The following is a 12,002-nucleotide window of genomic DNA, read 5'->3' on the forward strand; positions in this document are numbered from 1 at the left end:
GGCTATCGATATCGATAGCCCCGCTGTATTTGCTTTTCCCAAATCCTTTAAACGAACTTGGATCAGTATTATTTTACGGTCTGCCGTTAGCTAATGCTTTTTCTGCAATTTTAACCGCTTTTTTCTCTCTCCAATGAGCGTACTTTTCTTTAAAAGTCATTTTAATTAAGCTGTCGATAGCGCCATGAGTAAATAAACTCCAAACGCTGGCAACTTTGCGGGTAATTGATTGATCCCAAGCACGTAAGCTTAATGAGAATGACCCATCTAGATATTTCATCCAGTGCCACATTCCGGTAGGCATAAATAAGGTATCGCCGTGTTCTAAGAAAACTTCGTAACCTTCAACACCATTTAAAGCCGGGAATTTTTCAAAATCGGGATTGGCAACATCGTAATCCTCTAAAGCATAAGTTGCGTTTGGTAAGCAATACAGCCTATCTTTCCATTTATTATCAAAAAGCACAATATGTTTTCTTCCACCAAAGTGAGTGTGGAAGATATGAGGTAAATCGATATCGTAATGTAGAAAAGTTACCGAGTTAGAACCTCCAAAAAACATTGCAGGCATACTTTCTATAAAACCGCCCATTAAATCTTTCGGAATTTTTACATCGTTAATTAAGCTCGGAACTTTCTTAAATAGATTGAAAAAGAAAATTCTCAATTCAGTAGGTTCACGTTTAATTAAATCCAGGTAATCGCCAAATTTCATGTGTGCAGTGGCTGCATTAATTGGCTTAGATGGATCTGCTTTAGAATTATCGTAAAGTGGCACTTCTAAATCGCCACCAATTTCTTTTAAATATTCAGTCGTCCATTTCTCTCTAGCTGGCCAATCTTTGGTTAAGCCTTTAATTACTAATGGGCGTTTTGTTTTCAGATAATTTTTTTTAAAATCTTCTGGAGTAATACTCTCGACAATGTCTACTGGTTTTAAAATGAAACTCATGCGCTTAAAATCGGTTATTTGTGGCCGAACAACAAATGTGTAAATTTTATTTTACAAATTGAATATCCGACAATAAATGTGACGAAAATTACTTAATTAGAAATTAATACTTTGTTAACATTAAATGGCGAATTATGGCTAGGCAAGAACCTTTCTGCTCGCAATAGCCACATATGCAGCATCCCATAAATCTATTCTTTTCTGTAATGCTATCTTGGTTGTTTCTTCCGCTTCGAGCCAAAAACTTTCATCTTTCGAACAAAGTTTTTCTGTCATAGATAAAGCCAAATAACTATGATGATCGCCATCCACCTCAATATGACGTTCTAAATAATATTTAAAAATAGAAACTTTATCAGGTTGAGTACTATTTAAATCATTCACCATGCTAAAAAACATATTCGGAATTAAATCTTCTCTCCCAAAAGTAAAGCTTGCAGCCTGTAAATGAGTTTTGTTACTGTTAATGGTTTCAAAAGTAGAGTTTACAAAATCTTTGGCTGCAGCCGGAACCTGAGCAAGCTCAAAAGCCATATCAAAATCACGACCTTTTTGCAAAGAATGCAAGAAATTATTTATCGGTTCTGTATCAGCACCACATTGTTTCATTGCATCCAAATACAACTCAAAATGGCTTTTTATATTTCCATCTGCATCAACATCGCTTTCCTCTCCAGCAACAATCTCATTTATTAACTGTCTCGTAACTGCATCACCAACAGGAAACCAAGGCAAGGTTGTGCAGGTTAAATTTATTTGCAGTGCTTTTAAAAGCGACATAAAATCCCAAACTGCAAAAATATGATGCTCCATAAAAATCTGGAGATCTTCTAGCTCACTAATTGCCGAATAAACTTTGTGATTAATAATCTGTTGCCTTAACGGCTCAATGTTCTGTTGAATTTTGATAATGTTGGGATGCATCTATCCTAATTATTAAATGTTGATTTGAATGAGAGGGTAATTCAAATATTTATTTAGTGCAAATCTAAGTACTTGAACAAATCTATCAGCACGTTAGCAAAATCTTGAATAAAAACTGACAAAGGGAAATGAAAACAAAAAAACCTTTCTGCATTTGCAGAAAGGTTTCTATTTATAATCTAGGGATGTGATTAAATTATTTAGGCATTAAAACAGTATCAACCACATGGATAACACCATTTTTTTGATTAACATCAGCAATAGTAACTGTGCTCATTCCACCTTTTTCGTCTTTCAACATTAATTTTTTACCTTCCATCCAAGCCCAAAGTTTGCCACCTTCAACAGTTGTTAACTCAGCTTTACCACCACCAACTTTAATTGCAGCTGCTATTGCTTTGCTGTCCATTTTGCCAGCAACAACATGGTAAGTTAAAATTTTTGTAAGCGTAGCTTTGTTTTCAGGTTTAACTAAAGTTTCAACAGTTCCTTTAGGTAATTTATCGAATGCTTCGTTAGTTGGCGCAAAAACGGTGAATGGTCCAGCGCTTTTTAAAGTTTCTACTAAACCGGCAGCTTTAACAGCAGCAACAAGTGTAGTATGATCTTTAGAGTTTACAGCATTATCAACAATATCTTTAGTTGCATACATTGCAGCACCACCAACCATTGGATTTTTTTGAGCGTAAACTTGTGTTGTAAATGCCATAGTAACAACGGCAATTGCAGATAGGATTAAATTTTTCATTATTTCTTTTATTTAAGTTTCTGTTATTTGATTCCATTTACGAGGCCTTGCAGATACTTGGTTTTTGTAGAAGTTGAAAAATAATTTAAAACACTGATAGTTAGGTGTTTAAAATTTTATATTTCTGCATTGGAAAGGTGCTGTAGAAGTTCTTCGCTTTCAGTCGTCCGTCTTTCCGCTAAATCCCCGATAGAAAAAAATCGGGGGATACCGCTTCAATACGGTCTAGAAAACTTGGGTTTTGAAAATGCAGGATTGTAAATCCAGAGATTTTAAGAAGCGATTATAAATAACGAATAATAAAGTTGCTTAGGCTACATAATGTTTAATGTTGGTCGAGAAATGTTTTCTCGACCAAAGAACTGTGAATTTTCAAATCCACTAAAAAAATACATCGAACAGCAGTCTATCAAAAGAACATCAAGCTGAAGTTAAATAGACCCGATTGTATTGAAGCCATTTTTCTTGGCGAAAAGGAAAGCGGGAATATCGGAACCGATTAGCACTGAAACTGCTCTCCAAACTGTGGAATTACTGCAAACTTTGAGTACATAAGCAATTCGAAATGTTAACCAATACCTTTATGTAACCTTCGCTTCCCTAACTTTTTTAGAAAAAAAGCTTGGAAAAAACCGTTTCAGCAAAACAGCTCTTGTTTCTTTGCCGCCAATATAAACTTCCTCTTTTTTTGCTTTAACGGCTTTTACAATTTCCGTTGCACAGGCTTCGGCAGTCATTCCGTTTTCTTGCGCTTCATCCATCGTTCCCTGGCTATTACCGGTTGCTGTTAATGCATTGATAGAAACTATGGTTTTTATAAAACCAGGACAAACAATTGTAATGGCAATATTTTGATCATAAACTTCAGATCTTAATGAATCAAAATATCCGTGTAAGGCATGTTTCGATGCAGCATAAGCTGATCTAAGTTTTGTGCCAAATTTGCCAACCAAGCTACTCACAACCACAATTTGGCCACCTCCATTTGCAATCATGATTGGTAAAACTGCCTTGCTTAAAATTACAGTACCCCAAAAATTGGTATTCATAATTTGTTGTTCAGTAGATAAATCGGTATCCATAGCCAATCCCCGCTGACTCACACCTCCGCTATTAATTAAAACATCAACCTTTCCAAAAATCCGAATGGCATCTTCCGCTTTGCTTTTTAAGCTTTCAGTTTCGCTTAAATCAAATGGTAAAACGTGAACATTAAAAGAGTTTTGGCAATTGCTTTTTACGCGAAATAATTCATCGCGATTGCGGGCAGAAATAATTAACTTATCTCCAGCTTTAAAATATTTATAAACAAGCGCTTCGCCAATTCCAGAAGATGCACCAGTAATCCATACAATTTTAGACATATACTTTTTTAATTTTGAATGATAGAATTTGGAATGATAGTGGTTAAGTTAGCTTCAAATATTCTTCGCTCACTCATGCTCTAAATCAAAATTTAATCATTAATAATAAACAGTTCGGAAGCAATATGATCGGCAAAAAGCTTTCCGCTCTGATTGAGCTTTATTTTTTCTTCAGTGATTATCAACCAATCCTTATCCTCAAAATTTCTGAGATTATGTTTCGTTTCTTCCAAGAAGTCTTTGCCAAATTCATCTGTTATTTTTTGCAAATCTATTCCCCACATAGTTCTTAATGAAGTCATAACGTATTCGTTAAAGCGATCATTCAAGCTTAATTCCTCCACAGTTTCAGGCAATTTATTGGCTTCTAATTTCTCCATGTATAAAGCATTGTTTGCCGGATTCATGTATCTGTTTTGTCCGTCAAAACCATGAGCTGATGGACCGATGCCAATATAATCTACGCCTTTCCAATAGTTTGTATTGTGTACGGCATAACATCCAGGCTTAGCGAAATTTGAAATTTCATAATGCTCAAATCCAGCTTTTTGCAGTTGTCCCATTAAAATTACAAACTGTTCTGCGCTTTGATTATCACTTACGGGAATTTGTTTTTTGTTTTTAATTGCATGCGCTAATGCCGTTCTAGGTTCAACAGTAAGTGCATAGGCAGAAATATGAGGCACTTGTAACTCGATTGCTTTTTGGATATTTGCCAACCATTTGGTATCGGTAAGTAGGGGATAGCCATAAATTAAATCAAGTGTTAAGTTTTCAAAACCTGCATCCTGACTTCTCTTAATACAATTTTCGGCTTCATCTGCGTTATGTGCACGATTCATCCAAATTAAATCTTCATTATAAAAAGACTGAATCCCAACGCTAAAGCGATTAACTGGAAGCTGTTTCAACTCTTTTAATTTCTGAGCGGTTAAATCATCAGGATTGGTTTCTATTGTTATCTCCGCATTAGAATCAACTAAAAAAGTGTGGTTTATGGTGTCGAATATTTTTTGTAGTGCAACTTGAGAAAGAATAGATGGCGTTCCACCGCCTAAATAAATGGTTCCAACCTGGCCAGTTATCCGATCTTTCTTTAATTTAATTTCTTTGCAAATGCTTTCTACCATTTCATCAGCATACTTTAAAGAGGTGCTGAAATGGAAATCGCAATAATGGCAAGCCTTTTTGCAGAAGGGAACGTGGATATATATACCGGACATTGACGCAAAGATAAGTGATAAAACCAATTCGATTTATTTTCTTTAGGTAAACAATGATTATTGGAGTACTTTTGTGCTGTTAAATTTTTAATAGGAATGCCCAAGTTTATTTTCGTCTTATTTGCTTTTTTATGCTTTGCAAATTTTGCTGATGGGCAGCAAGTTCCTGTACAATCAGACTCTGTTATTGTTAATCCTTACAAGTTCAGAAGATTTAGACTGGATTCTGCAACTCTTGCAAGACAAAAAATTGTAACAGATTCAATTCTATCACATACCTGGGTTTTACCAGATAGTGCGCTAAATAAAAATGCCTTACTGGATAGCGTTCAAAAGGAATATCTTTTCCCAACGCTTAATTTATTGGCTTGGCAAAAGAAATATCAATATTTAAAAAAGAAGGAAAACCCTTATCAACTGGGTAAGCCAATTAGAAAAGGAAACGTTGGCTTGCTCGGCTTTATTTTTGTGATGCTGGTGATTTTCGCCATCCTTAAAAATGCGTTTTCAAAGCAATTATCTGCGATAGTTCAATCTTTTTTTAGCAATCGGATTTTAAATAACATCAATAAGGAAGATAATCTATTTAGTTCTTGGCCATTTCTTCTGCTTTTTATTCAGTTTGGATTTATCTTAGGGATGTTTTTCTTTTTGGTTGCGCAATATTACGATATGTATCAGGCCCAACATGGCTTTAGGTTTTTCTTCACTATTTCTATAATCATAATTGTCTTTTATGCGCTTAAACTTATCATTCTTAGGTTTTTAGGTCACCTTTTTAATGTGCAAAAAGCAGTAGGAGAATACATCTCTATATTATATTTAAGTTACTTTAACGCATCTTTGTTGTTTATCCCGTTGGTGGTTGCTTTTGCCTTATCGCCATTAAAGTACGGAGGAGTATATATTGTGCTGGCGTACTTGTTATTAGGCGTAATTTTTGCGTTCCAGTTGCTTAGGGCTGGCATTACTATTCTTTCTAATAATAAGTTTTCTAGAATGCATTTAATTTTGTACTTTTGCGCCCTCGAAATATGTCCTATTTTAATACTAATTAAAACGATAGGATTGTAGCAGGAAAAAGGAAAATGCAAGAAAAAAATGACGCTAAACTTCGTAAAGTAAAAAGTATCTTAGTTACTTTACCGAAGCCTGAAACAGAAAAATCTCCCTATTACGACTTGGCTAAAAAGCACAATTTAAAAGTTGATTTTAGATCTTTCATTCACGTGGAAGGTGTGCCTGCAAGGGATTTTAGGAAAGATAAAATTAACCTTGCCGATTTTACAGCCGTAATTTTTACGAGCCGTAATGCCGCTGACCACTTCTTTAGAATATGTGAAGAAATGAGGTATGACGTGCCCGCAGAGCTGAAATATTTTTGTCTTTCTGAAACGATAGCTTTATATCTACAGAAATACATTCAATACCGTAAGCGTAAAATCTTCTTCGGTAAACAAACTGCGTCAGATTTAGCAGAAGTGTTAAAAAAACATGCAAATGAAAAGTTTTTATATCCATGCTCGGATGTAGCTACTGAAGACACTATGAAGTTTTTGGAAAAAAGCGGCTATGATTTCACTCCAGCTGTTTTATTTAGAACAGTAGTAAGTGATTTATCCGATCTTGCCGAAGTGTTTTATGATGTGATTGCTTTTTTTAGCCCATCTAGCATTCAGTCTTTATTCAAAAACTTTCCCGATTTTAAACAAAATAATACCCGTATCGCTGCATTTGGTACAAATACAAGTAAGGCAGCAACAGATATGGATTTAGTAGTAGATATTGCGGCTCCAACTCCCGGAGTTCCTTCTATGACAATGGCTATAGAGAACTATATCAAAGTATCTAATAAATAAGACTTTGAATAAAACTTTCAATGTCTCGCAATAAAAGCGTAACTTTTCAGTTATATGAGAGTTACGCTTTATTTTGTAACAAAAAAATTAGACAAAAAAGCCTTTTTAGCGGTTTAATCGTATTTTAACAATGATTTCGTGTAAAATATTTGTAATTGTTGATAATTTCAATGATTTTTGATAAAATTGCTCCTAACAGTGCTTAGCACAACATAACTAATATGAAGAAAATTTACCTTCTAGCTCTAATGGGTGTAACCGTATTGCTGGCAAGTTGTGGCCATGGAGGTCAAGGCGAACTAGTAGGTGCTTATAACCGCAAATTCAAGAATAACCGTATCCCTTTGGGAATGGTTTATATTCCACCTGGTCATACCCCACTTGGAGGTTCTGATGAAGACATTACTTTTTCTCAAGCTGGGCCAAGTAGAATGACAACCATCAGTGCCTTCTTTATGGATCAAACCGAAATTTCTAATGCTGAATATCGTCAGTTTACAAATTGGGTTCGTGATTCGATTGCAATTGCGATGATGGGAAATCCTGCTCAGTTTATGATGACCAAAAAAGGCGCCGCTGCAAATGCAGTGGGTGGCGAAAATTATATCGATTGGAGAAAGGTTGGTCGAAATGGGGCGAATCTTTGGAAAAATAAAGGTAAAGGCGCTACTGCTGGCGCACAAGCCAGCCAATTGGATGGAATGTATTATTCTGGTTTAGACGCGCTTCCTGGAAGAAAGGAATTTGATGTTCGTAAACTTGAATATTCTTATGGCATTCTAAACTTAGATAAAGCTGCTTTAGGGCACAAGGATCCAAATAGCAAACGTCAAGATTATATTGATAGGTATGTAATTGCAGTTTATCCTGATACAATGGTCTGGAAAACGGATTACTCTTATTCTCAAAACGATCCAATGGTGCGTGGTTATTACAACCACCCATCTTATGATGATTATCCTGTTGTTGGTGTAAGCTGGGAACAAGCAAAAGCTTTCTCGCATTGGAGAACTCAATTATATCAAGGTGTAGCTTCTGCTAGAAAAATGCCGATGAATGCTAGAATGGATTACGATTTACCGGCAGAAACTGAATTTGAATATGCTGCTAGAGGTGGTAATACTAAAACCAAATATCCTTGGGGCGGTCCATACATTAGAAATACCAAAGGATGTTTACAGGCAAATTTTAAACCAGGGCGTGGAGATTATTCAAGCGACGGTGGTATTTACACTGTAGGCGTTAAATCTTATTTTCCTAATGATTATGGATTGTATAATATGTCTGGTAATGTTGCCGAGTGGACAAAAACTGCTTATAACAAATCGTCAGCTCCATTATTACACGATTTAAATCCAAACTTTACTTATGTTGCTGGTAAAAACGATAGCAAATACTTAAAACGTAAAGTAGTTAAAGGTGGCTCTTGGAAAGATACCGGCTACTTTTTACAAAATGCCGTTGCAACTTACGAATATCAAGATCAACAAAGATCATACATTGGCTTCAGGTGCGTATCTGCTTACCCTGGAACAGACTTAAGAAATTAAAAACCAAACAACCAAAAACTAAAACTAAAAGAAAAACATCAAAATTTTATGGCAGCAAAAAAACAACCAGGCTGGTTACACGTAGCGATTTCATGGGGAGCAAGTATTGTAATTATCGGAGCACTATTTAAAATTTTGCACATTGGCGGCATCTTTGGAAATATTGCAATTGGTGTTGGACTTGGAGTAGAAGCATTTTTGTTCTTCTTAACAGGATTTTTCCCACCAGAACCAGAACCAGCGTGGGATAAGGTTTATCCTGAATTAAGAGAAGATTTTAAAGGTGATTTACCAACTGCCACAATTAGACCTGTTGCTGCACCAGCTTCATCTGCTAATACTGCTGCACTAGATAAAATGTTATCAGATGCTAAAATTGGACCAGATTTAATCGAAAGCTTAGGTACAGGTTTACGTACTTTTGGCGATAAAGTTGCGGCTATTTCTAATGTAGCTGATGCATCTACTGCAACAACTGAATTTACAGGAAAAGTGAAAACTGCTTCAGCTGGTTTCGATAACTTAAGTGCTGCTTTTGATAACGCAACTAAAAACTTGAAAGCTATGGGCGAAAGCAATGTAGATTCTCAAGCTTACCACGATCAAGTAAATAACTTAGCAAAAAACCTATCGGCATTAAACGCAGTGTACGAATTAGAATTACAAGATTCTAGCGCACACTTAAAATCGATGAATAAATTCTATTCTAACCTTTCACTTACCATGCAAAATTTCAACGAATCGATGGAAGATTCGAAACAGTTTAAAGAAGAAGTGAACAAGTTGGCTAAAAACCTTTCATCACTTAATGCAATTTATGGCAATATGCTATCGGCTATGAATAGCCCACGTGTATAATTTATCTAGTTTTTAATTTATAAAAAAGAAAGCTACATAAAACATGGCAGGCGGAAAAGAAACAACAAGGCAGCGGATGATCAATATCATGTATTTGGTATTGTTGGCTATGCTTGCCTTAAACGTATCAGATACAGTATTAAATGCTTTTAAAAATATTAACGACAGTTTAGCCACATCTAGAGACAACGTTAACGTAAGTATTGAGCAACTTTTTTCTTCGTTTGAAAACTCAAAATTGAAAGAAGAACCAGCTCGTGCACAACCTATTTACGATAGAGCTAAACAAGCAAAAGCAGCGGCCGATGATTTGAATAACTTTATTGAGGGTATTAAAAAACAATTCACCGAAGCTGGTGATGGCGTTGATACTTTAACAGGCGATTTAAAACGTAGAGAGAACATGGATATCGCTCAAGGTATTATGATCAATCAAGGTGAAGGCGAAAAGTTAAAAGCAAAAATTAATGCGACTAGAGAGAAATTAATCTCTTTATTGGATCCAACAGATAGAGCGGGTGTTTCATTCTCTTTGGAAGCTAAAGATCCTAAAAAGGGTAAAGGCGATTGGAAAGAAGTTAACTTCGGTGAAGGAACGCCTTTAACAGCGGCAATGACTAACCTAACTAAAATTCAAGCAGATACTAAAAATGCAGAAGCTGAAGTAGTTAAAAAGTTATTCGGAAATATGGATAAAGCCGTAGTTAACATAGATAAATTTGCTGCAGTTGCTGTGGCTCCAACTTCTTATGTTATTCAAGGGCAACCTTATACTGCTGAAGTATTTTTAACGGCTAGTGATTCTAGATCAAATCCAGATATTACTGTTGGTGGTGGAAAATTATCTGTTAAAGATGGTAAAGGTACTTATACTGGCGGTACAGGTAGTGTAGGTGTATTTAAATGGGTGGGTACTGTTCGTGTTCGTCAAACTGATGGACAGATTAAAGAGTACAAAACTCCTGAACAAACTTATCAGGTTGCAAAACCATCGGCAAGCGTTTCATCAGATAAGATGAATGTAATTTATGCAGGTATTCCAAATCCGTTTTCGGTATCTGCCGCAGGTTTTCCTTTGGAAACTGTAAATGCAAGTGCTTCGGGTGCATCAATGAGTAAAGTTGGCGCTGGTAAATACAATGTTTTAGCAAGTGGCAGTCAAGTTGGTCAAGAAGTTACCGTAAATGTAACGGCGAGCAATGCTGGAAAAAGTGTTAGTTTAGGTTCTCAAAAATTCAGAGTAAAAGCTATCCCTGCTCCAGTTGCTAAAGTTGGAGGACGTGCAGGTGGTGATATTGCTTCAGTGCAGTTAAAAAGTGAAACCGAAATTGAAGCAGATTTGGATGATTTTCCATTTGATGTTAAATTCAAAATTCAACGTTTTAAATTAACAATCATTAAACCTCGCTCAGATGCGGTAACAATATCTGGAAGTGGTGGTAATTTTGCTGGAGCGGTAAAAGCTGCATTAAATTCAATTACTCCAAATACTAGAGTGTTTTTCGAAGATATCGTTTCGGTTGGTCCAGATGGCCGTCAGAGAATTTTACCTTCATTAGCATTTAGCGTAAAATAAGAAGATTATGAAAAGGATTTTAAGTATAGCTGTTTTAGTCTTAATTGCAACGTTTGCTTTTGCTCAAAAAAAGGCGACAAAATTAGCTCCAAAAAAACCTGCAATAGCTATTGCTGCACCCGTTGTGGATACAGTTAAAGCTCCGGTAAAAACGGCTAAGAAAAAACTAAAAGTACCACCAAAAGATGGCTTTTATGCTCGTAAAGACATAGATAGTACAGAAATGGTGCCTTTGGCTGATGTACGTGAAGAAGATGTTTTTTATGCAAAACGAATTTGGAGAGAGATTGATTTACGTGATACGGTTAATTCAGCTTTAAAATCACCAAAATCAAGATTAATTGATGTGTTAATTTCAGCAATTAAATCAGAAGAGTTAACCGCTTATTCTCCAATTGATAGTGCATTAAATGAAGATGATGCTTTTCTTAATCCTTTATCAGCAGATTCTGCGGCTAAATCTGCATTAGGAACTGCGGAAGTTTCGAACAATAAAACAGGAACCGTTACCACTGTTGTAAATGATTTTAATCCTGATTTATTTTTAAAATTCAGAATTAAAGAAGATTGGATTTTTGATGTAAAGCGTTCTATTTTCGAACCCCGAATTGTAGGTATTGCACCATTAAAATTTAATGAAGTTTCAAAACAATGGCAACCAGTTTTTTGGGTTTATTATCCAGAAGCTAGAGAAATCTTAACCAAAAAACGTTTAATTAATACAAATAACGATGCCTCTACTTTAAGCTTCGATGATTTCTTTATCCGTCGTTTATTTAGCAGTTACATTGTTAAAGAATCTAATCCAGGCGATAACAAGTTAAGAGATATTATTACTGATCCTAGAGAAAGACTTTTAGAATCAGAAAGAATTAAAAAATCTGTTCTAGACTACGAACAAGGTCTTTGGGAATACTAACAGAAAAGGCTTCGATTTTTATCGAAGCC

Annotated in this window: 11 protein-coding genes; 6 read left to right on the forward strand and 5 right to left on the reverse strand. The window is 35.5% G+C overall.

What is annotated here, in order from left to right; translation table 11 throughout:
• Positions 1–73 precede the first annotated feature (73 nt).
• From H7U22_RS11770 to hemW, 5 genes are all read right to left on the reverse strand, one after another.
• Complete coding sequence (locus tag H7U22_RS11770) at positions 74–952, reverse strand: cupin-like domain-containing protein (RefSeq protein WP_187071554.1); 879 nt, start codon at positions 950–952, stop codon at positions 74–76.
• 138 nt (positions 953–1,090) lie between these two features.
• Positions 1,091–1,876 (reverse strand): DUF3050 domain-containing protein, encoded by a 786-nt coding sequence (locus H7U22_RS11775; protein WP_187071555.1) that lies wholly within the window; start codon positions 1,874–1,876, stop codon positions 1,091–1,093.
• A 196-nt stretch (positions 1,877–2,072) separates the two neighbouring features.
• Entirely contained in the window at positions 2,073–2,624 is a 552-nt protein-coding gene (locus H7U22_RS11780; RefSeq protein ID WP_187071556.1) for a fasciclin domain-containing protein, read from the reverse strand.
• Between the two features lie 581 nt (positions 2,625–3,205).
• Positions 3,206–3,988 (reverse strand): SDR family oxidoreductase, encoded by a 783-nt coding sequence (locus H7U22_RS11785; RefSeq protein ID WP_187071557.1) that lies wholly within the window; start codon positions 3,986–3,988, stop codon positions 3,206–3,208.
• A 92-nt stretch (positions 3,989–4,080) separates the two neighbouring features.
• Positions 4,081–5,211 (reverse strand): radical SAM family heme chaperone HemW, encoded by a 1,131-nt coding sequence (hemW, locus tag H7U22_RS11790; protein ID WP_187071558.1) that lies wholly within the window; start codon positions 5,209–5,211, stop codon positions 4,081–4,083.
• A gap of 96 nt (positions 5,212–5,307) precedes the next feature.
• On the opposite strand from hemW, the gene H7U22_RS11795 reads away from it, so the two are divergent.
• The 6 genes from H7U22_RS11795 to porN all read left to right on the forward strand — a co-directional run bounded on the left by H7U22_RS11795 (position 5,308) and on the right by porN (position 11,973).
• Positions 5,308–6,285, forward strand: a complete 978-nt coding sequence (locus H7U22_RS11795; RefSeq protein ID WP_187071559.1) for a DUF4271 domain-containing protein — start codon at positions 5,308–5,310, stop codon at positions 6,283–6,285.
• A 14-nt stretch (positions 6,286–6,299) separates the two neighbouring features.
• Positions 6,300–7,070 carry a uroporphyrinogen-III synthase gene (locus H7U22_RS11800; protein WP_187071560.1) on the forward strand — a complete coding sequence of 257 codons (771 nt, stop codon included), beginning with the start codon at positions 6,300–6,302 and terminating at the stop codon, positions 7,068–7,070.
• Between the two features lie 221 nt (positions 7,071–7,291).
• Positions 7,292–8,620 carry a T9SS ring complex lipoprotein PorK/GldK gene (porK, locus tag H7U22_RS11805; RefSeq protein ID WP_187071561.1) on the forward strand — a complete coding sequence of 443 codons (1,329 nt, stop codon included), beginning with the start codon at positions 7,292–7,294 and terminating at the stop codon, positions 8,618–8,620.
• Between the two features lie 48 nt (positions 8,621–8,668).
• Entirely contained in the window at positions 8,669–9,478 is an 810-nt protein-coding gene (gene porL, locus H7U22_RS11810; protein WP_187071562.1) for a type IX secretion system motor protein PorL/GldL, read from the forward strand.
• Positions 9,479–9,521: 43 nt separating this feature from the next.
• Positions 9,522–11,054, forward strand: coding sequence for a type IX secretion system motor protein PorM/GldM (gene porM, locus H7U22_RS11815; RefSeq protein ID WP_187071563.1), 1,533 nt, complete (start codon positions 9,522–9,524; stop codon positions 11,052–11,054).
• A 7-nt stretch (positions 11,055–11,061) separates the two neighbouring features.
• The gene (gene porN / locus H7U22_RS11820; protein WP_187071564.1) at positions 11,062–11,973 is read left to right on the forward strand and encodes a type IX secretion system ring subunit PorN/GldN; all 912 of its coding nucleotides are present in this window, start codon (positions 11,062–11,064) and stop codon (positions 11,971–11,973) included.
• The last annotated feature ends 29 nt before the right edge of the window (positions 11,974–12,002 follow it).

The sequence above is a fragment of the Pedobacter fastidiosus genome, from assembly GCF_014306625.1.
Lineage (GTDB): Bacteria > Bacteroidota > Bacteroidia > Sphingobacteriales > Sphingobacteriaceae > Pedobacter > Pedobacter fastidiosus.

What these genes read in the sequence shown, in the direction of transcription:
- H7U22_RS11785 (WP_187071557.1), bottom strand. Translation starts at nt 3,988, where the DNA reads ATGTCTAAAATTGTATGGATTACTGGTGCATCTTCTGGAATTGGCGAA.
- porL (WP_187071562.1), top strand. Translation starts at nt 8,669, where the DNA reads ATGGCAGCAAAAAAACAACCAGGCTGGTTACACGTAGCGATTTCATGG.
- H7U22_RS11800 (WP_187071560.1), top strand. Translation starts at nt 6,300, where the DNA reads ATGCAAGAAAAAAATGACGCTAAACTTCGTAAAGTAAAAAGTATCTTA.
- H7U22_RS11795 (WP_187071559.1), top strand. Translation starts at nt 5,308, where the DNA reads ATGCCCAAGTTTATTTTCGTCTTATTTGCTTTTTTATGCTTTGCAAAT.
- H7U22_RS11775 (WP_187071555.1), bottom strand. Translation starts at nt 1,876, where the DNA reads ATGCATCCCAACATTATCAAAATTCAACAGAACATTGAGCCGTTAAGG.
- porM (WP_187071563.1), top strand. Translation starts at nt 9,522, where the DNA reads ATGGCAGGCGGAAAAGAAACAACAAGGCAGCGGATGATCAATATCATG.
- porK (WP_187071561.1), top strand. Translation starts at nt 7,292, where the DNA reads ATGAAGAAAATTTACCTTCTAGCTCTAATGGGTGTAACCGTATTGCTG.
- H7U22_RS11770 (WP_187071554.1), bottom strand. Translation starts at nt 952, where the DNA reads ATGAGTTTCATTTTAAAACCAGTAGACATTGTCGAGAGTATTACTCCA.
- hemW (WP_187071558.1), bottom strand. Translation starts at nt 5,211, where the DNA reads ATGTCCGGTATATATATCCACGTTCCCTTCTGCAAAAAGGCTTGCCAT.
- H7U22_RS11780 (WP_187071556.1), bottom strand. Translation starts at nt 2,624, where the DNA reads ATGAAAAATTTAATCCTATCTGCAATTGCCGTTGTTACTATGGCATTT.
- porN (WP_187071564.1), top strand. Translation starts at nt 11,062, where the DNA reads ATGAAAAGGATTTTAAGTATAGCTGTTTTAGTCTTAATTGCAACGTTT.